The 18,225-nt window shown below is 65.2% G+C and carries 20 protein-coding genes; 10 read left to right on the top strand and 10 right to left on the bottom strand.

Annotation, left to right across the window (positions count from 1 at the left end):
- Window positions 1-6 precede the first annotated feature (6 nt).
- On the bottom strand, window positions 7-519 hold the full coding sequence (locus tag NCR34_RS11360) for a flavin reductase family protein (RefSeq protein WP_206466903.1): 513 nt from the start codon (window positions 517-519) through the stop codon (window positions 7-9).
- Between the two features lie 281 nt (window positions 520-800).
- On the opposite strand from NCR34_RS11360, the gene msrA reads away from it, so the two are divergent.
- Entirely contained in the window at window positions 801-1,352 is a 552-nt protein-coding gene (gene msrA, locus NCR34_RS11355) for a peptide-methionine (S)-S-oxide reductase MsrA (protein WP_250499919.1), read from the top strand.
- Here msrA and NCR34_RS11350 read toward each other — a convergent pair.
- The 3 genes from NCR34_RS11350 to pdxH form a co-directional block, all read right to left on the bottom strand.
- Window positions 1,342-2,409, bottom strand: coding sequence for a DUF72 domain-containing protein (locus NCR34_RS11350; RefSeq protein ID WP_248320456.1), 1,068 nt, complete (start codon window positions 2,407-2,409; stop codon window positions 1,342-1,344). The two genes, msrA and NCR34_RS11350, sit on opposite strands and share 11 nt — an antisense overlap.
- An 8-nt stretch (window positions 2,410-2,417) precedes the next feature.
- Window positions 2,418-3,632, bottom strand: coding sequence for a class I SAM-dependent methyltransferase (locus NCR34_RS11345; protein ID WP_250499917.1), 1,215 nt, complete (start codon window positions 3,630-3,632; stop codon window positions 2,418-2,420).
- A gap of 167 nt (window positions 3,633-3,799) precedes the next feature.
- Complete coding sequence (gene pdxH / locus NCR34_RS11340) at window positions 3,800-4,441, bottom strand: pyridoxamine 5'-phosphate oxidase (RefSeq protein ID WP_250499916.1); 642 nt, start codon at window positions 4,439-4,441, stop codon at window positions 3,800-3,802.
- A 288-nt stretch (window positions 4,442-4,729) separates the two neighbouring features.
- Here pdxH and NCR34_RS11335 point away from each other — a divergent pair, with 288 nt between their 5' ends.
- On the top strand, window positions 4,730-5,569 hold the full coding sequence (locus NCR34_RS11335) for a tRNA threonylcarbamoyladenosine dehydratase (RefSeq protein ID WP_250499914.1): 840 nt from the start codon (window positions 4,730-4,732) through the stop codon (window positions 5,567-5,569).
- Between the two features lie 60 nt (window positions 5,570-5,629).
- Here the strand turns inward: NCR34_RS11335 and trxA are convergent, their stop codons facing one another.
- Both trxA and NCR34_RS11325 read right to left on the bottom strand, forming a co-directional pair.
- The gene (gene trxA, locus NCR34_RS11330) at window positions 5,630-6,478 is read right to left on the bottom strand and encodes a thioredoxin (protein ID WP_248320453.1); all 849 of its coding nucleotides are present in this window, start codon (window positions 6,476-6,478) and stop codon (window positions 5,630-5,632) included.
- Window positions 6,479-6,584: 106 nt separating this feature from the next.
- Window positions 6,585-7,484 carry a pirin family protein gene (locus NCR34_RS11325; protein ID WP_250499913.1) on the bottom strand — a complete coding sequence of 300 codons (900 nt, stop codon included), beginning with the start codon at window positions 7,482-7,484 and terminating at the stop codon, window positions 6,585-6,587.
- Between the two features lie 196 nt (window positions 7,485-7,680).
- Here NCR34_RS11325 and NCR34_RS11320 point away from each other — a divergent pair, with 196 nt between their 5' ends.
- Together NCR34_RS11320 and NCR34_RS11315 are read left to right on the top strand one after the other, a co-directional pair.
- Window positions 7,681-7,980, top strand: coding sequence for a hypothetical protein (locus NCR34_RS11320; RefSeq protein WP_248320451.1), 300 nt, complete (start codon window positions 7,681-7,683; stop codon window positions 7,978-7,980).
- 181 nt (window positions 7,981-8,161) lie between these two features.
- Window positions 8,162-9,043: an EamA family transporter gene (locus tag NCR34_RS11315; protein ID WP_248320450.1), complete on the top strand. Its 882-nt coding sequence runs from the start codon at window positions 8,162-8,164 to the stop codon at window positions 9,041-9,043.
- Between the two features lie 51 nt (window positions 9,044-9,094).
- Here NCR34_RS11315 and NCR34_RS11310 read toward each other — a convergent pair whose 3' ends face one another.
- Together NCR34_RS11310 and tsaE are read right to left on the bottom strand one after the other, a co-directional pair.
- The gene (locus tag NCR34_RS11310) at window positions 9,095-10,615 is read right to left on the bottom strand and encodes an N-acetylmuramoyl-L-alanine amidase (RefSeq protein WP_248320449.1); all 1,521 of its coding nucleotides are present in this window, start codon (window positions 10,613-10,615) and stop codon (window positions 9,095-9,097) included.
- Complete coding sequence (gene tsaE / locus NCR34_RS11305; RefSeq protein ID WP_250499912.1) at window positions 10,597-11,187, bottom strand: tRNA (adenosine(37)-N6)-threonylcarbamoyltransferase complex ATPase subunit type 1 TsaE; 591 nt, start codon at window positions 11,185-11,187, stop codon at window positions 10,597-10,599. The genes NCR34_RS11310 and tsaE overlap by 19 nt, the downstream gene beginning before the upstream one ends.
- Window positions 11,188-11,205: 18 nt before the next feature.
- Between tsaE and queG the strand changes: the two genes are divergently transcribed.
- From queG to xerD, 3 genes are read left to right on the top strand one after another with little or no spacing between them, the layout of a single operon-like run.
- Window positions 11,206-12,465, top strand: coding sequence for a tRNA epoxyqueuosine(34) reductase QueG (gene queG, locus NCR34_RS11300; RefSeq protein ID WP_250499911.1), 1,260 nt, complete (start codon window positions 11,206-11,208; stop codon window positions 12,463-12,465).
- A 46-nt stretch (window positions 12,466-12,511) separates the two neighbouring features.
- Window positions 12,512-12,994, top strand: coding sequence for a methylated-DNA--[protein]-cysteine S-methyltransferase (locus NCR34_RS11295; RefSeq protein WP_250500034.1), 483 nt, complete (start codon window positions 12,512-12,514; stop codon window positions 12,992-12,994).
- Window positions 12,991-13,929, top strand: coding sequence for a site-specific tyrosine recombinase XerD (gene xerD / locus NCR34_RS11290; RefSeq protein WP_250499910.1), 939 nt, complete (start codon window positions 12,991-12,993; stop codon window positions 13,927-13,929). Before NCR34_RS11295 ends, xerD begins: the two co-directional genes overlap by 4 nt.
- Here xerD and NCR34_RS11285 read toward each other — a convergent pair.
- Window positions 13,926-15,077 carry an acyl-CoA dehydrogenase family protein gene (locus tag NCR34_RS11285; protein WP_250499909.1) on the bottom strand — a complete coding sequence of 384 codons (1,152 nt, stop codon included), beginning with the start codon at window positions 15,075-15,077 and terminating at the stop codon, window positions 13,926-13,928. The two genes, xerD and NCR34_RS11285, sit on opposite strands and share 4 nt — an antisense overlap.
- 107 nt (window positions 15,078-15,184) lie before the next feature.
- Between NCR34_RS11285 and ybaK the strand changes: the two genes are divergently transcribed.
- Window positions 15,185-15,676 (top strand): Cys-tRNA(Pro) deacylase, encoded by a 492-nt coding sequence (gene ybaK / locus NCR34_RS11280; protein ID WP_250499908.1) that lies wholly within the window; start codon window positions 15,185-15,187, stop codon window positions 15,674-15,676.
- Between the two features lie 48 nt (window positions 15,677-15,724).
- Window positions 15,725-16,351, top strand: a complete 627-nt coding sequence (gene plsY / locus NCR34_RS11275; protein WP_250499907.1) for a glycerol-3-phosphate 1-O-acyltransferase PlsY — start codon at window positions 15,725-15,727, stop codon at window positions 16,349-16,351.
- A 61-nt stretch (window positions 16,352-16,412) separates the two neighbouring features.
- Here the strand turns inward: plsY and NCR34_RS11270 are convergent, their stop codons facing one another.
- Window positions 16,413-16,898 carry a YajQ family cyclic di-GMP-binding protein gene (locus NCR34_RS11270; RefSeq protein WP_175944867.1) on the bottom strand — a complete coding sequence of 162 codons (486 nt, stop codon included), beginning with the start codon at window positions 16,896-16,898 and terminating at the stop codon, window positions 16,413-16,415.
- Between the two features lie 140 nt (window positions 16,899-17,038).
- Here NCR34_RS11270 and murB point away from each other — a divergent pair, with 140 nt between their 5' ends.
- Window positions 17,039-18,073: a UDP-N-acetylmuramate dehydrogenase gene (gene murB, locus NCR34_RS11265; protein WP_250499906.1), complete on the top strand. Its 1,035-nt coding sequence runs from the start codon at window positions 17,039-17,041 to the stop codon at window positions 18,071-18,073.
- Window positions 18,074-18,225 lie beyond the last annotated feature (152 nt).

The raw sequence follows: 18,225 nt of genomic DNA, 5'->3' as shown, positions 1-18,225 counted from the left end.
CCGGCGTTATTCCAGCGGCCCGAGCGAGTGGAAGCCGCCCGCCTGAAAGACGAGCGGCGCAATCTCCGACGCGTCTTCGCGCACGCCGCAGCGTTCCACTTCGCCGACGAAGATCACGTGATCGCCTTCGTCGTAGCGGCTGCGGTTGTGGCATTCGAACCAGGCGAGCGCGCCGTCCAGCACCGGCATGCCGCTGTCGCCCGCCGCGTGCGAGACGCCCGCGAAGCGGTCGCCCTTCACCGTCGCGAAGCGCCGGCACAGGTCCAGTTGCGAAGCGGCCAGCACGTTGATGACGTAGTGACTGTTCGCGCGAAACACGGGCATGGAGGCCGAGCGGGTCGCGAGACTCCACAGCACGAGCGGCGGATCCAGCGAAACGGAATTGAACGAGCTCGCCGTGATGCCGATCAACTGGCCGGAATCCGTGCGCGTGGTGATGACGGTGACGCCTGTCGCAAACTGGCCGAGCGCGGCACGGAACGCGGTGGGATCGAAGTTCGGAGTTCTGGCGCGTTTCATCGGGCAAGTGGGCGATCGAATAGGTCTTTTGGCACCGAACAGGCCGAGTGTCGTGCTGAATGTCGCGCTCGAGTCGGACGAACCTTTTTTGAAGCCATGTAAAAGCTGGAAATTGACTCGATTCTAGCGGAATCGGCTGCTTCGAGCCGCCATAAGCCAGTACGGGCAATGTGGGCAACGCCGCTTGCAAAAGCCGGTAAGCTCGGCGGCATTGAATAAGCGGCTTCGCGCATCAATATGGATGGTCCGCGGCGTGGCCGCTGCACTTGAGAGGAGCAGGCATGAACCAGCAAGCGAGACTCGAAACCGCGACGCTCGGCGGCGGTTGTTTCTGGTGCACCGAAGCCGTGTTTCTGGCGGTGGAGGGCGTGCAGTCCGTCGAATCCGGCTACGCGGGCGGCCAGGTGGCGAATCCGTCGTACGAGCAGGTGTGCGACGGCGATACCGGGCACGCGGAAGTCGTGAAGGTCGTGTTCGATCCCGAGGTCATCGGTTATCGCGAGATTCTCGAAATCTTCTTCGCGACGCATGATCCGACGCAGCTCAACCGTCAGGGCAACGACGTCGGCACGCAGTATCGCTCGGCCGTGTTCACGCATTCGGACGAGCAGCGCAGGATCGCGCAGGAAGTCATCGACGAACTGCAGCGCGAAGACGTCTACGGCGGCAAGATCGTGACCGAAGTGACGCCGCTACGCGACGACTACTATCCGGCCGAGGCGTATCACCAGAACTTCTTCGCGCAGCATCCGAATCAGGGTTATTGCGCGGCGGTCGTCGGGCCGAAGGTCGCGAAGTTTCGCAAGAAGTTCGCGCATCGCCTCAAGGCGTGACGGCGCGCGGGCCGGACTGCGCGCGCTCGCAACGCTCTGCGATGCCGCGCGCCAGTTCGAAGCACGTCAACGGGGCGGAGCCTTCCGCCTTGTTGTTCACCGCGATGACCACCGGCTGGCCCGCGAAGGCGTAACGCGCGGCCAGTTCCGCGAGCGCCTCGCGCGTCTCGCGGTCTTCATCGACGATTCTGTCGAACGGTTCGTACTTGGCCTTCGCCTGTTCATAGCGAAAGCCGCTGTGCAAACTCCAGCGCACGACGAGCGGTCCCATTTCTTCCTCATCCAGCAGCGCCAGCGCCTTCGCCTGACGGCGCACGTCCGGCATGCGCGCGTGCACGCCGATGCAGTAGCGCACGTTCGCGTCGCGCAGCGCCCGGATGAAGCGCGGCGTCAGCATGACCGCGTCGCGCAACTCGACCGCATAACACGCTTCGCCTTCTAGCGGCGGCAACGCGGCGAGGAACGACGCGAGCCGCTCGACGAAGCGCGACGGGTCCACGATCATCGCGTCGGGCAGCGGCGGGAACTGGAAGACGAGCGCGCCGGCCTTCGCCCCGAGGCCGCTCAGACACGGCGCGACGAACTCGTCGATGGCTATTTGCGCGTTCAGAAAAGCGGGATTGTCAGCGCCGGGCAAGCCGCGCTCGCCGCGAATAAATGCGTCCGTGACCGAAGCGGGCGCCTTCACGATGAACCGGAAGTGCGCCGGCACCTGCGACGCGTACCGCGCGTATTGCGCGACCGATACCGGACCGTAAAACGACCGGTCGATGGACACGCCACGCAACAGCGGATGCGCGGCGTAGGCGGCGAGGCCATCGCGCGAAAGCGTGCTGTTCGCGTACGCGTCGCCGTACACGATGCCTTGCCAGCCTGGAAACGACCACGTCGACGTGCCGAGATGCACGCTCGCCGGCAGCCGCTTCGCGATGTCTTCGTGTTCGCGCTTCAACGGCGCGGGCAGCACGCCGCGCGGCTTCGAAACGACCGCAGGCTCGGGCGCGCCGAACAGATCGCACTGTTCGTCGTCGCCCGCGCCTGCATCGATGGCGGACACTTCCCGGCTCAGAGCGGCTTCTCGTAGATATAGCGCCGCGACCACGGCAGCGTCTTCGCGCTGCGGCCCGCCTTGCGGCAAATCACCTGATAGAGCGACACGTCGTCGTTCTCGAACGCGTACGCGCAGCCGGCGAGATACACGCGCCAGATGCGGAATTTCTCGTCGTCCACGAGCTTGCGCGCTTCTTCGGCATGCGCTTCGAAGTTCTCGGCCCAGATATCGAGCGTACGCGCGTAATGGCGGCGCAGGCTTTCGACATCGACGGCTTCTAGCCCGCCGCGCTGCATGCTCTCCAGCGCGAGGCTGATATGCGGCAGCTCGCCGTCCGGAAACACGTATTTGTCGATGAACTCGCCGCCGCCGAGCGACGTCTCGCCGCTATCCGCATCCGACGACGTGATGCCGTGGTTCATCGCGATGCCGTCATCGACGAGCAGTTCGCGCATCTTCGCGAAGTAGCCCGGCAGATTCTTGCGCCCGACGTGCTCGAACATGCCGACGCTCGTGATGCGGTCGAACTGGCCTTCCACGTCGCGATAGTCTTGCAGGCGGATGTCGATCTGGCCTTCGAGACCGGCGTCCTTCACGCGCTGCGTCGCGAGCTTGAACTGGTTCTCGGACAGCGTGACGCCCACGCACTTCGCGCCGAATTTCTGCGCCGCGCGAATGACGAGCGCACCCCAGCCGCAGCCGATGTCGAGCAGCCGATGCCCCGGCTGCACCTGAATCTTCGTGAGAATGTGGTCGATTTTCTTGATCTGCGCGGTGTCGAGGTCTTCGTCGCCGTTTTCGAAGTACGCGCAGGAATACACCATGTTCTTGTCCAGCCAGAGCTGGTAGAACTCGTTCGACACGTCGTAGTGATACTGAATGGCCTTCTTGTCCGACGCCTTCGAGTGATTGAAGTAGCGTCGCACGCGGGCGAGCTTGCTCGCATTCGTCACCGTGCTTTTCGCGAGCGAATAGCCGATGTTGATGATGTCCGAGAGCTTGCCCTCGATATCGATCTTGCCTTTGACATACGCCTCGCCCAGATTGTCGAGGCTCGGCTCCAGCAGATACGGCAGCGCGGTCGCGCTTTTCACATGCAGCGTCACGGCAGGCGCGGCAAAGCGGCCGAAGTCGTGTTGCTGTCCGTCCCACAACACGAGGCGCGCGGGCAAGTTGGCTTGCTCGCGGACTTCCTCGACCCACTGCGTCAGCTTCTTCTCCCAGAACATGCTTGTTTCTCCGCGCTAAGAAAATCAAGGTGGAAGGCGTGACGCCTTCATGTTCGTCTGCCGTGTTGCTGCGCCGGCTTATTGTCTGCGCGCCGCGTGAGCGCGGCGCGCTTTACGTTGTGCTTACAATTCGTGCGTGTGTCGTGGTGCGCGAAGCGTGGGGCTCTTTACGGCGCCAGCCGCGTGATGCGCCACGGCGCATCGGCGCCTTCGCGCGTATAAACCATGCGATCGTGCAGCCGCGACGGCCGCCCTTGCCAGAACTCGATGGTGTCCGGCACGAGCCGGTAGCCGCCCCAATGCGGCGGGCGCGGCGGCGCGTCGCCGAATTTCGCCATCATCTCGCGTTCGCGCGCTTCGAGTGCCTCGCGGCTCGCAAGCGGCTGACTCTGGTCCGACGCCCATGCGCCGATGCGCGAGCCGAGCGGACGAGAAGCGTAGTATGCGTCGCTCTCTTCGGCGCTCGTCTTGACGACCATGCCTTCGATACGCACCTGCCGCTCGAGCTCGATCCAGTGAAAGAGCACGCTCGCGGCCGGGTTGGCGGCCAACTCGCGGCCCTTGCGGCTATCGTAATTGGTGAAGAACACGAAACCGCGTTCGTCGACACCCTTGATCAGTACGATGCGCGCCGACGGACGGCCCTCTGCGTTCACGGTGGCGAGCGTCATCGCGTTGGGTTCGGGCAGCTTCGCGTCGAGCGCCTGGGCGAACCATGCTTCGAACTGGCGCACGGGGTTCGGGTCGATGTCGGCGGCGTCGAGCGCGCCGCGCGAATAGTTTTTACGAAGGTCTGCGAGGGTCGTCATGTTATGCGAACGCTACAGTCGCGTCAGTATAGCCAAGGTGAAACGTTCTTGCCCTGATTAAGGAATTCGCGCAATGACGCGTGTCAAAGCCGGCGCTTTCGAGGTCACGCGATGGTGCGGAGATTCGGCGCGCCTATCACGCCTTCCGTTTCGATAAGGCAGAATACGCAATTCAGCCAGATTTTGCATGAAGGGACTGCCAACTTTTGTGCAACCGACAGCCGCGCGTAAGCCTTGTCGCGCGGTCCTCGCCGGCAAGCCGCTTCGTTTTCATCTGCCCCGAGCGCCATGACTCCATCCGATGCCACCGCCACGCTTCCCGTTGAAGACACCGTCGATCGCGAACGGCGCTTCGGCGGCATCGCGCGTCTCTATGGCCCGAGCGCGCTCGCGGCGTTCCAGCGCGCGCATGTCGCGGTGATCGGCATCGGCGGCGTCGGCTCGTGGGTCGCGGAAGCGCTGGCGCGCAGCGCGGTCGGCACGCTGACGCTGATCGATCTCGACAACGTCGCGGAGAGCAACACCAACCGCCAGATTCACGCGCTCGACGGCAACTACGGCAAGGCGAAAGTCACCGCGATGGCCGAGCGCATCAAGCTCATCGATCCGGCGTGCGACGTCCGGCAGATCGAAGACTTCGTGGAGCCGGGCAATTTCGACGCGACGCTCGGCGGCGGCTTCGACTTCGTGGTGGATGCCATCGACAGCGTGCGCACCAAGACCGCGTTGATCGCGTGGTGCGTCGCGCGCAAGCAGCCGCTCATCACGGTGGGTGGCGCGGGCGGGCAGCTCGATCCGACGCGCATCCGCATCGACGATCTCGCGCTCACCATTCAGGACCCGCTGCTTTCTAAAGTGCGCGGCCAGTTGCGCAAGCAGCACGGCTTTGCCCGCGGACCAAAGGCGCGTTTCAGGGTGAGCGCGGTGTATTCGGACGAGCCGCTCATCTACCCCGATTCGCCGGCGTGCGACATTAGCGAGGGCGCGGAGCATCTCGAAAGCGCTTCGGGCTACGCGGGCCCGGTCGGTCTCAATTGCGCGGGCTTCGGGTCGAGCGTGTGCGTGACCGCGAGCTTCGGCTTTGCGGCGGCGGCGTTCGTGCTGCGCGAGCTGGCGAAGCGTTCCTGATCGAAGAAACGACAGCGGCCAGCCTTTGGGCTGGCCGCTGATATCGCTGCGCTTCAGTTCTTAGTTGATCGCCGCGCTCAACCTGCGTCGCCAGTACGACACGAGATCCGGCTGATTCGACGCCAGCTCGAACACGGAAAGCATCGTCTTGCGGCCGACGTCGTCCATGAAGCTGCGGTCGCGCTCCACGATCGCGAGCAAGTGCTCCAGCGCGCCGGCATAGTCGCGCCCCGCGATCAGACGGTTTGCGAGCGCAAAACGCGCTTCGAGATCGTCGGGGTTCGCGTTCACCGCGTCGATCAGCGCGTCGGCGGGCGGCAGCGCGGCGGCGGCCTCGGCGGCATCGATCTCCGTCTTCAGCGCGTTGTAGCGCGCGTCGATGCCCTGCGTCGTCTTCGGCGACAGCAGCTTGTCCTCGGCCTTCGCGTCCTCGATGCGCCGTTCCGCGAGCAGCCATTCGATCAGGTCGAGCCGCGCCTCGTCGTAGCCGGGATCGAGCGCGAGCGCGGCCTTGATGCGGTCGATCGCTTCCTTGCGATTGCCGAGCGCCCACGCGTTATGCGCGGCGCGGCGTTCGGTGTCGGCGCCGCCCGGCACGAGCTTGTCGAGAAAAGCGCGCAACTGGCCTTCGGGCAGCACGCCGATGAACTGGTCGATCGGTCGGCCTTCCGCGAACGCGATCACATGCGGAATGCTGCGCACCTGAAAGTGCTGCGCGAGTTCCTGATTCTCGTCGACGTTCACCTTGACGAGCTTCCACGCGCCGCCGGCTTCCGCTTCGAGCCGTTCGAGCATCGGGCCTAGCGTCTTGCACGGGCCGCACCACGGCGCCCAGAAGTCGACGAGCACGGGGGCGAGCATCGACGCGTTGATGACGTCGTTCTCGAATGTGGCAAGGGTCGTATCCATGCGTTTCTCCTCAAACTTGCGAGCTATCCTGAAATGTCAGATGGGGACGATCCGCGTGTGTCTCAATGCTTTGGATCCGCGTCGGTGCCCGTCGGCGCCGCAGGTCTCATGCCTCCGGCGCGCGCTCTTCGCGGCGCGGCGGCGGCAGCGGGATGAATTCGGTTTCGCCCGGCACCTGGCCCATGCGCTGCTCGCTCCACGCGCGCTTCGCGGCTTCAATCTTGTCCCGCGAACTGGACACGAAGTTCCATTCGATGAAGCGCGCGCCGTCGAGCGGTGCGCCTCCGAGCAGCATCACGACGGCGCCGTTCGCGCTCGCGAGCTTCGCCGGCACGCCCGGCGCGAGCACCGCCATTTGCTGCGGGGGCAGGCTTTCGCCGTCGATCGTGAGGTCGCCGTCCACGAGATACACGCCGCGTTCCTCGTGCTCTGTATCGAGCGGGAGTTCGCTGCCGGCCGCGAAGTGCGCCGCGACGTAGAGCGTCGGCGAGAACGTTCGGGTCGGGGCGGTCGCGCCGAACGCCGTGCCCGCGATCACGCGCAGCGTGACGCCCGCGCGCTCGATCTGCGGCAGCGTTGCCGCCGCGTGATGCTCGAACGACGGCTCCACTTCCTCGCTCGCCACCGGCAGCGCCACCCACGTCTGAATGCCGTGCATCGTCTGGCCGGCGGCGCGCTCTTCGTCGGGCGTGCGTTCCGAATGCACGATGCCGCGCCCGGCGGTCATCCAGTTCACGTCGCCGGGAACGATCTTCTGCACCGAACCGACGCTATCGCGGTGCATGATCGCGCCGTCGAACAGATACGTGACCGTCGCGAGCCCGATATGCGGATGCGGACGCACGTCGAGGCCCTTGCCGGGCACGAGGGTTGCGGGTCCGATATGGTCGAAAAAAATGAAGGGTCCGACGGTGCGCGCGGCGAGCGCGGGAAGGACGCGCCTCACCATGAGACCGCCGACGTCGTGTTGATGAGGTTTCAACTGCGCGCGGATCGTCGAGGACATGGCAGGTCACCGGAAGGTAGAGGCGGGCGTCGGAATGGCGCACCAGAACCGCCGATTCTACCGGCGGCTGCAGACAGGCGCTCGTCCGGCGGTTCGGGCGCGCGCTCAACCCTTCACCGTTCCGTGCGGTCGCCACCGGCCGCGCATTTTGAAGCATGCGTGCAGCTTTGCGCACTCTTGATAGGAGAGGGAAACAATGAGCAAGAACAAGCTGTTGATCGCCATCGCCGCGGGCCTTTTCACCGCCACTGCCGCTACCGGCGCGCTGGCACAGACTTCGTCGGGTAACTCGTCGGCCGCGATGGGCGGCAATTCGGGCGCGGCCGCGCAGGGCGATGCCTCGACCGGCGCAGGCGGCGGCTCCGACATGGGCACGACCACGACCAAGAAGCACCGGTCGCACCGGCATACGGGCCATGCGTCGGCCGGCACCAAGAAGACGCCTGCCGTCGAAACCGGCAACAACGCGGCTGCGGAGTCCGGCCAGAGCAAGTAAGCGCCCGGCCGCGGCTTTCGTCAGCCGCCGAGCGCCCACGCCCTCGACACGGGCGCGGGCGCTTTTTCGTTGTGCGCTTCCTAAAACCACGTTGAGCGCAGTTTTTCACAATCCTTCGCAGATTCGCTTCGCTACACTCGTCCGATCGCTCGCATAGCGTGCACGGAACAGGGGAGCGGCGATGTCGCCAAAGGATTTGCTGATAGCAACGGTGGTTATTTTTGCTTGGGGCGTGAACTTCGTCGTCATCAAGCTCGGCCTGCATGGCGTCCCGCCGATGCTGCTCGGCGCGCTGCGCTTCGCGCTCGCCGCGACGCCCGTGTTCTTCGTCAAGCGCCCGCAGATTCCGCTGCGCTGGCTCTTTGCGTACGGGCTCACCATTTCGCTCGGGCAGTTCGCGCTGCTGTTCTACGGCATGTATGTCGGGATGCCGGCCGGGCTCGCCTCGCTGGTGCTTCAGGCGCAGGCGTTCTTCACGCTGATCTTCGCCGCGATGTTCCTCGGCGAGCGCATTCGCGCGGCGAACGTCATGGGCTTGCTGATCGCGGCGGCCGGGCTCGCGCTGATCGGCATGCGCGGCGGCCACGCGATGACGCTCACCGGCTTTCTGTTCACGCTCGGCGCGTCCGCGATGTGGGCGCTCGGCAACGTGGCGACCAAGCGCATGGGCAAGGTCGATCTGCTGTCGCTCGTCGTGTGGGCGAGCCTCATTCCGCCGATTCCGTTTCTCGTGCTGTCGCTGATCTTCGAAGGACCGGCGCGCATTGAATCGAGCCTCGCGGCCATTCCGATGGTGTCGGTGCTCGCGGTCTGCTATCTCTCGTTCATCGCGACGATCGTGGGCTACAGCCTGTGGGGCAAGCTGCTCGCGCGGTATCCGGCGGCGCAGGTCGCGCCGTTTTCGCTGCTGGTGCCGGTGATCGGACTGGCGTCGGCCGCGGTGTTTCTCGGCGAGGCGTTGAACGGCACGCAACTGGCGGGCGCGGCGCTCGTCATGGCGGGGCTGGCGGTGAACGTGTTCGGCGGACGGCTCGTGCAGCGGTTCCTGCCCGCGGCGCGCTGAACGAAGCCGTGTGCGCCGTCTCGCCGAACACTACAGCTCTGCGCGCGCCGCTTACGTCATGCGGCTCTTCGCGAGCGGCGGATTTGCCGCGAAGTACCGCTTAATGCCTTTCAGGATCGCGTTGGCCATCTTGTCGCGATAGGCGTCGTCGTTCAGGCGCGCTTCTTCGTCCGGATTGCTGATGAACGCGGTTTCCACGAGGATCGACGGAATATCCGGCGCCTTCAGCACGGCGAAGCCCGCCTGCTCGACCGATCCCTTGTGCAGCTTGTTGATGCCGCCGATCTCGTTCAGCACGAAGCTGCCGTAGCGCATCGAATCGCGAATCTGCGCGGTGGTCGACATGTCGAACAGCGCGCGGTTCACGCTCGCGTCCTGCGTCTTCACGTTGATGCCGCCGACCTGATCCGACGAGTTCTCCTTGTTCGCCATCCAGCGCGCCGCCGCGCTCGACGCGCCGTGCTCCGACAGCGCGAACACCGACGAGCCGCGCGCATCGGGCGTCGTGAACGCGTCCGCGTGAATCGACACGAAGAGGTCAGCGCCGACGCGCTGCGCCTTCTGCACGCGCACGTTGAGCGGCACGAAGAAGTCGGCGTCGCGCGTCATCATCGCGCGCATGTTCGGCTGGGCGTCGATCTTCGCGCGCAGCTTCTTCGCGATGTCGAGCGCGATGTGCTTCTCGTACGTGCCCGCGCCGCCGATCGCGCCGGGATCTTCGCCGCCGTGACCGGGATCGATCGCCACGGTCAGGAGGCGCGTCGTGGCGGCGCGGTCCTGCTTCGGCGCGGAGAACGCGTAGCGGCTGTCGTCATCGTCGTCGTTCTTCTTCGCGATGACGGGCGGCACGGCGACGGGCGGCACGCGCGGTTTGACTGCGGGCGGTGCTTTCGCGGTGTCGTCCGGAAGATCGTTGCCCGCGTACTTCTGGAAGAAGTCGTCCGTGGAATCGTGCGCGAGCGGCTTTTGCGCCGTGGCCGGGCCCGAGAGCGTGGCGGGCGGCGGCGCGGACGGGTTCGGATTCGCGCGATCGAACGCTTCCTGCTTGTGCTCGGTCTGCGCGAGCAGTTCCATCAGCGGATCGGGCGCGACGGCCGGATACAGATCGAACACGAGCCGATACTTGTAGCTGCCGATCGGCCCGAGCGTGAACACCTGCGGCTTCACCGAGCCCTTGAGGTCGAACACCATGCGCACCACATGCGGCTGATACTGCCCGACGCGCACCGCCTGAATCTGCGGATCGTTCGGCGTGATCTTCGAGACGAGGTCTCGCAGCGCCTGATCCAGATCGATGCCGTTCAGATCGACGACGAGCCGGTCCGGTCCCTGAAGCAGTTGATTGCTGTTCGTGAGCGGCTGGTCGGATTCGATCGTCACGCGCGTGTAGTCGCGCGCCGGCCACACGCGCACGCCGAGCACGGAACTCGCGTGCGCGAGCTTCGGGCCGACGAGCGCCAGCACCAGCGTCGAAGCGCCCGCGCGCAGCACCTGACGCCTGCGCCAGTTGTGCGGCGCGCTCGCGCTCGATTCGATCGAGTGGAACGGCTTGATCAGCATCTTTCGAGACATGTCTTTCCTGTTTCGCTAAACGCCCGCGCAGTCAGCACGCGGCCTTCTTCTTCGTTCGTCTGCGTCGTTGGTGCGCTGGCGTGAGAAAGCGTCAACGCGAACACGAGGTCCGGCACGCCGAGCAAGCCGCCCGCTTGCTGCGGCCATTCGACGAGACACACCGCGCCCCGGTCGAAATACTCGCGAAAGCCGGCATCGGCCCATTCGGCCGGATCGGCGAAGCGGTACAGATCGAAGTGATAGACGTCGAGCGGGCCGCCGGGCGCATCGAGCGAATAGGGCTCGACGAGCGTGTAAGTCGGGCTCTTCACGCGGCCCGCATGACCGAGCGCGCGCAGCGTCGCGCGCACGAGCGTCGTTTTGCCCGCGCCGAGATCACCGATCAACTGGACCTGCAAGCCGTGAAATGGTTCGGGCGCGGCCGTGTTACGCGTGTCTTCGCGCGTGTATCCGATGGCCCGCGCGAACCGTTCGCCGAATGCGAGCGTCGCGGCTTCGTCGCGCAACTCGAAGCGGCGTTCGAGGAGCGCGGCGGGCAGGTCGGGCGTCGATGGTGCGGGGTTCTCGGGCATTGCTCGTAAAATAGAGTGATGAACCGTTTGCCGGACCACTCCACTGAAGTCACTGAAATCACGACAGCGACGAGCGCCGCCGCCGTCGAGTCGCGCGCCTTGCATCCGTTAGAGAACGACGAGGCCGCGCTGGCGGAGCTCGCGCGGCGCATCAGGGCGTGGGGGCGCGAGTTGGGATTCGGTGCGGTCGGTATCAGCGATATCGACCTGACGGATGCCGAGGAAGGCCTCGCCAATTGGCTCGAAGCAGGCTATCACGGCGAAATGGATTATATGGCCAAACATGGGATGAAACGCGCAAGGCCGGCCGAGCTTGTGGCCGGCACGCGACGGGTCATCACGGCGCGCATGGCCTATCTTCCCGCTGCGACGCTCGCGCAAACGGGCGATGAAAGTGTCGCGACAGCCGATGGTCAGAAGAACGACTGGCGCGCGGTCGAATGGAAGCGGCTCGCCGATCCTTTACAGGCCGTGGTGTCCATCTACGCGCGGGGCCGCGACTATCACAAGGTCATGCGCAACCGCTTGCAGCAACTGGCCGAGCGGATAGAGAGCGAGATTGGGCAGTTCGGGCATCGCGCGTTCACGGATTCCGCGCCGGTGCTCGAAGTGGCGCTGGCGCAAAAGGCGGGCAACGGCTGGCGCGGCAAGCACACGCTGCTGCTCGACCGCGATGCCGGATCGCTGTTCTTTCTCGGCGAGATTTACGTCGATCTGCCGTTGCCTGTCGACCCGGAACCGGAACACGACGGCGCGCATTGCGGCCAGTGCACGCGCTGCGTCGGCGCGTGTCCGACGGGCGCGATCGTCGCGCCGTATCGCGTGGATGCGCGGCGCTGCATTTCGTATCTGACCATCGAATTGCATGGCAGCATTCCCGAGGACATGCGCCCGCTGATCGGCAATCGCGTCTACGGTTGCGACGACTGCCAGCTTGCGTGTCCGTGGAACAAGTTCGCGCAGGCCGCGCCGGTCGCGGACTTCGACGTGCGTCATGGGCTGGATCGCGCGACGCTCGTCGAACTGTTCTCGTGGACCGCCGACGAGTTCGACACGCGCATGCAGGGCAGCGCAATTCGCCGCATCGGGTATGAGCGATGGCTGCGCAATATCGCCGTCGGCATGGGCAATGCGTTGCGCTCGCCGTTGGGAGGCGAGCAACGCGCGGCGATCATCGACGCATTGCGAGGGCGCGCGGACGATCCGTCCGAGATCGTGCGCGAGCATGTCGGCTGGGCGCTGAAGCAAGGAGAGACGCATGAAGAGCATGCTGTCTGAAGGCGGCTTTATCACGTTGGACTCGACTGCACGGCCGAAGCTCAAGATGGCCGCAAGCCGGTTCGACGCCGTCATCGACGCGCCGTTCGGCAAAGTCGGCATCCGCGCGGACGATCACGCCGTGCGCGAGATCGTCTATCTGCAGGCGCATGTCGAGACCATCGAGGCGCATGCGCCGCTCGCGCAGGAAGCCGCCTATCAGATTCGCCGCTACTTCGAGACGCCGTCGATGCGCTTCGATCTGCCGCTCGCTCTCGGCGGCACCGCGTTTCAACAGCGCGTGTGGCGCGGCATCAGCGGTATCGGGGCGGGGCAAGTGTGGACCTATGGGCAACTCGCGCGTGAAATCGGCAGTGTGCCGCGCGCGGTCGGGCAGGCGTGCGGGTACAATCCGTTGCCGATCGTGATACCGTGCCACCGGGTCGTCGCGGCGGGCGGAATTGGCGGATTCGCGCATCATCCGGGCGATGGCTTTTTCCGTGACGTGAAGCGCTGGCTGCTGGCGCATGAAGGTGTATCCATCGCATGACGAGCGCAACGACCGCAACGACCGACGAACTCGACACGCCCGAACTGACCGCGAGCAGCGACGCCATCGACCTGTTCTGCGATGCGTTGTGGCTGGAGCACGGGCTTGCGAAGAATTCGCTCGATGCCTACCGGCGCGACTTGCGGCTCTTCGCCGAATGGCTCGCGAAGACGCGCGGCGCGTCCATCGACGCGGCCACCGAAGCGGACATGAACGGCTACATGGCCGCGCGCCGCGGCGACAAGGCGACTTCCGCGAACCGGCGTCTGTCCGTCTTTCGCCGCTATTACGCGTGGGCGATGCGCGAACATCGCGCGAGCGCCGATCCGACGCTCAAGCTGCGTTCGGCGAAGCAGCCGCCGCGTTTTCCTTCGACGCTCAATGAATCGCAAGTCGAAGCCCTGCTGCACGCGCCCGATATCGAGACGCCGCTCGGCCTGCGCGACCGCACCATGCTCGAACTGATGTACGCGAGCGGCCTGCGCGTGACCGAACTCGTCACGCTGAAGACCGTCGAAGTCGGCCTGAACGAAGGCGTCGTGCGCGTGATGGGCAAGGGCTCCAAGGAGCGCCTCGTGCCGTTCGGCGAAGCGGCGCACGACTGGCTGATGCGCTATCTGCGCGACTCGCGCCCGGCGCTGCTGGGCCCGCGCGCCGCCGATGCGCTCTTCGTCACGACGCGCGGCGAGGGTATGACGCGCCAGCAGTTCTGGAACATTATCAAGCGTCATGCGCTGAACGGCGGCGTGCACGCGCCGCTTTCTCCGCACACGTTGCGTCACGCGTTTGCCACGCACTTGCTCAATCACGGCGCGGACCTGCGCGTGGTGCAACTGCTGCTCGGCCACTCGGATATTTCGACGACGCAAATCTATACGCACGTCGCGCGTGAACGCCTGCAGAAGCTGCACCGCGAGCATCATCCGCGCGGCTAGATGTCCGCGCCGCGCATGAGTCCGCGCGCGATGATCACCTGCTGGATCTGCGACGTGCCTTCGTAGAGCCGGAAAAGCCGCACATCGCGATAAAACCGCTCGATGCCGTACTCCGCGATATAGCCCGCGCCGCCGTGCACTTGCACGGCGCGGTCCGCGACGCGCCCGCACATTTCGGTGGCGAAGTACTTCGCGCACGACGCTTCGATGGACACGTCGCGGCCCTCGTCGCGACGGCGCGCGGCGTCGAGTACCATGCATTCGGCGGCGTACAACTCGGCTTTGCTGTCGGCGAGCATGCCCTGTACGAGCTGGAATTCCGCGATCGGCTGCCCGAACTGACGACGTTCCATCGCGTAGGCGAGGGCATCGCGCAACATGCGCTTCGCCGCGCCCACCGCGACCGCCGCAATGTGAATGCGGCCCTTGTCGAGCGTTTTCATGGCCGTCTTGAAGCCGACGCCTTCCACGCCGCCGATCAGTTGGCTCGCGCTCACGCGGCAGTTTTCGAAAATCACGTCGCTGGTATGCGCGCCGCGCTGGCCCATCTTGCGGTCCGGCTTGCCGAGCGACAAACCGGGCGTACCGCGCTCGACGATGAACGCCGAAATGCCGCTCGCGCCCTTCGCGTCGCTGGTGCGGGCCATGACGGTGTAGATGCCCGCTTCCGACGCGTTCGTGATGTAGCGCTTGGTGCCGTTGAGCACGTACGCGTCGCCGTCGCGCCGGGCCGTGGTTTTCAGCGACGCCGCGTCCGAGCCCGAATCCGGCTCCGTCAGGCAGAACGAGCCGATCAGTTCGCCCGCCGCGAGCTTCGGCAGATAGTGCGCTTTCTGTTCCTCGGTGCCGTCGAGCAGAATGCCGATCGACCCGATGCCGTTGTTCGTGCCGATCACCGAGCGAAAGGCCGGCGACGTCTGCCCCAGTTCGAACGCGACGCGCACTTCCTCTTCCATCGTGAGGCCGAGGCCGCCGTACGCCTCCCGAATGGTGAGGCCGAACATGCCGATCTCGCGCATGGCAGCGATCAGGTCGGCGGGAATGGCGTCGGTTTCGTCGACTTCGGCTTCGCGCGGCACGAGCTTCTCGCGCACGAAGCGGCGAATGGTGTCTTCCAGCAGCGTTTGAGTTTCGGCGTCGCGGATCATGGCAAGGTCCTGTCGTGAGTCGAACGATCGTACGACATCGGGAGACGTTGCACCACTAGGCCGAATGGCCGATGGTGAGCCGCATGCCGCGCCGCTACAATGCGTCCATGTCGAAAATCAAACACGTTTCCGAGACGCCTGCGACGCAATTCCTGCGCCGTCACAAGGTGGCGTTCGGCGAGCATCCGTACGATTACGTCGAGCATGGCGGCACCGAGGAATCGGCGCGGCAGCTCGGCGTGGACGAACATTGCGTGGTCAAGACGCTCGTGATGGAAGACGAGCACGCGAAGCCGCTCATCGTGCTGATGCACGGCGACCGCACCGTGTCCACGAAGAATCTCGCGCGGCAGACGGGCGCGAAGCGCATCGAGCCTTGCAAGCCGGAGGTGGCGAACCGGCACTCCGGCTATCTCGTCGGCGGCACATCGCCGTTCGGCACGAAGAAGGCGATGCCGGTGTACGTCGAATCCAGCATTCTCGATCTCGACACCATCTATCTGAACGGCGGGCGGCGCGGCTATCTGGTGAGCCTGAATCCCGCCGTGCTGACCGAACTGCTCGGTGCGAAGCCCGTGCAGTGCGCGAGCGTCGATTAGAATGCTGACCGCGCTTTCGCCCCGACTCGTCACGCTTAAAGAGAACACATGATTGATCTGATCGTCGCCGTCGCGTCCTATCTGATCGGCTCGATTTCGTTTGCCGTCGTCGTGAGCGCGGCGATGGGACTCGACGACCCGCGCTCCTACGGCTCGGGCAATCCCGGCGCGACCAACGTGCTGCGCACCGGCAACAAGCGCGCGGCCATCCTGACGCTGATCGGCGATGCCTTCAAGGGCTGGCTGCCGGTATGGCTCGTCGCGCACTTCGGCGCGCGCTTCGGGCTCGATGCGACGGGGCTGGCAACGTGCATTGCGCTCTCGGCCATCGCCGTATTCCTCGGCCACCTGTACCCGATCTTCTTCAAGTTTCAGGGCGGCAAGGGCGTTGCGACGGCCGCGGGCGTGCTGCTCGCGATTCATCCGGTGCTCGGGCTCGCGACGCTGCTGACGTGGCTCATCATCGCGTTCTTCTTCCGGTACTCGTCGCTCGCGGCGCTCATCGCCGCCGTGTTCGCGCCGTTTTTTCAGGTGTTCCTGTTCGGGCCGAGCCGCATCTCGCTTGCCGTGCTCGCCATGAGCGCGCTCTTGATCTGGCGGCATCGCGCGAATATTTCCAAGCTGCTGGCGGGCAAGGAAAGCCGCATCGGCGACAAGAAGAAGGCAGTGCAGTAAGCAACAAAAAAGCCGTTCCGACATTGCGCGGAACGGCTTTTTCGCATGGGGCTCGCGATAGTCAGTCGCGGAAGTTGTTGAAGTCGAGCGGCGTATCCGTCACTTCTTTCTTCAAGAGCGCGATGGTGCTTTGCAAATCGTCGCGCTTCGCGCCTTGCACGCGCACGGCATCGCCCTGAATGCTCGCCTGCACCTTGATCTTGCTGTCCTTCACGATCTTGACGACCTTCTTCGCCAGATCGCCCGACACGCCTTTTTTGATGGTGACGACCTGCTTCAGCTTGTCGCCGCCGATCTTTTCCTGCTTGCCGTAGTCCAGAAAGCGCACGTCGACGCCGCGCTTCGCGAGCTTCGACAGCAGCACGTCCTTGACTTGGCCGAGCTTGAAGTCGTCGTCGGCATAGAGCGTGAGTTCCCGCTCTTTCTGCTCGACGCGTGAATCCGAACCTTTGAAGTCGAAGCGCGTCGAGATTTCCTTGTTGGACTGCTCGATCGCGTTCTTCACTTCGATCATGTTTGCTTCGCTGACGACGTCAAACGATGGCATCTGTCTTCCCCTTCTTCGTTGGGCGAGGGCGGGCGCGGCGCGCGCACTCGCTATAATCACGGACCTGACGTCATTCTACCGACGCGCTTTGGTTTTCCCCAAGGCCGCTTCCATTCCAGCATTCGCCCACGCGGTTCCTCATGTCCGACGCCTTCTTTCCCGCGCCCGCGCTCCTCGCGGATTACTCGCTGCGTCCGCACAACACGTTCGGCTTCGATGTTCGCGCGCGTCACGCGATGCAGATCGATAGCGTCGAAGCCGCCGCTGCGCTCGCCGCCGACGCGCGAATCGCCGGCATGCCTCGCCTCGTGCTCGGCGGCGGCAGCAACGTCGTGCTGACGCGCGATTTCGAGGGCGTCGCGCTCGTCGTCGGCATCATGGGCAAACGCGTGATCGGCGAGGACGACGACGCGTATCTGATTGAAGCCGGCGCGGGCGAGAACTGGCATGCGTTCGTTGCGTGGACGCTTGCACAGGGCATGCCGGGCCTCGAAAACCTCGCGCTGATTCCCGGCACCGTGGGCGCCGCGCCGATCCAGAACATCGGTGCATACGGCCTCGAAATGGGCGAGCGCTTCGAGCGGCTTCATGCGGTGGAGCTAGCGACGGGCGCGCGAGCCGAATTCGACCGCGATGCATGCGCGTTCGGCTACCGCGACAGCTTCTTCAAGCGCGCGGGGCGCGGGCGGTTCCTGATCACGTCAGTCGTATTCCGTCTGCCGAAAGCGTGGACGCCGCGCGGCGGTTACGCGGACGTCGCGCGCGCGCTGGAAGGCGCGTCGTCGTGCGACGCGCAAGCCATCTTCGACGCCGTGATCGCCGTGCGTCGCGCGAAGCTGCCGGACTGGACCGTACTCGGCAACGCGGGCAGTTTCTTCAAGAATCCGGTTGTCAGCGCAGAAGCCTTCGACGCGTTGCGCGCGCGCGAACCCGGCGTCGTCTCGTACGCGCAGCCGGACGGCAGCGTGAAGCTCGCGGCGGGCTGGCTGATCGACCAGTGCGGGTGGAAGGGGCGCGGCATCGGCGGGGCGGCGGTGCACGAGCGGCAAGCACTCGTGCTCGTGAATCGCGGCGGCGCGACCGGCGCGCAAGTGCTTCAGCTCGCGGAAGCGATCAGAAGCGATGTGCTCGCGCGATTCGGCGTCGATTTGGAGATGGAGCCGGTCGTCGTCTGAAAAAGCGAACGCCGCCGGATGGCGCATGGGGCGGCGTTTTCGTACTAGGGAGAATGCGCTCGCGCGCTCTGGCGTCGATCTGCAGAAGGGAGCGGTCGTCAAAAACGACAAACGCCGCCGGACGCGAAATCCGGCGGCGTGTTGATGAGAGC

This window comes from Caballeronia sp. GAWG1-5s-s (genome assembly GCF_023631445.1).
Classification (GTDB): Bacteria; Pseudomonadota; Gammaproteobacteria; order Burkholderiales; family Burkholderiaceae; genus Caballeronia.
This window is presented reverse-complemented; position numbering and strand designations above follow the sequence as displayed.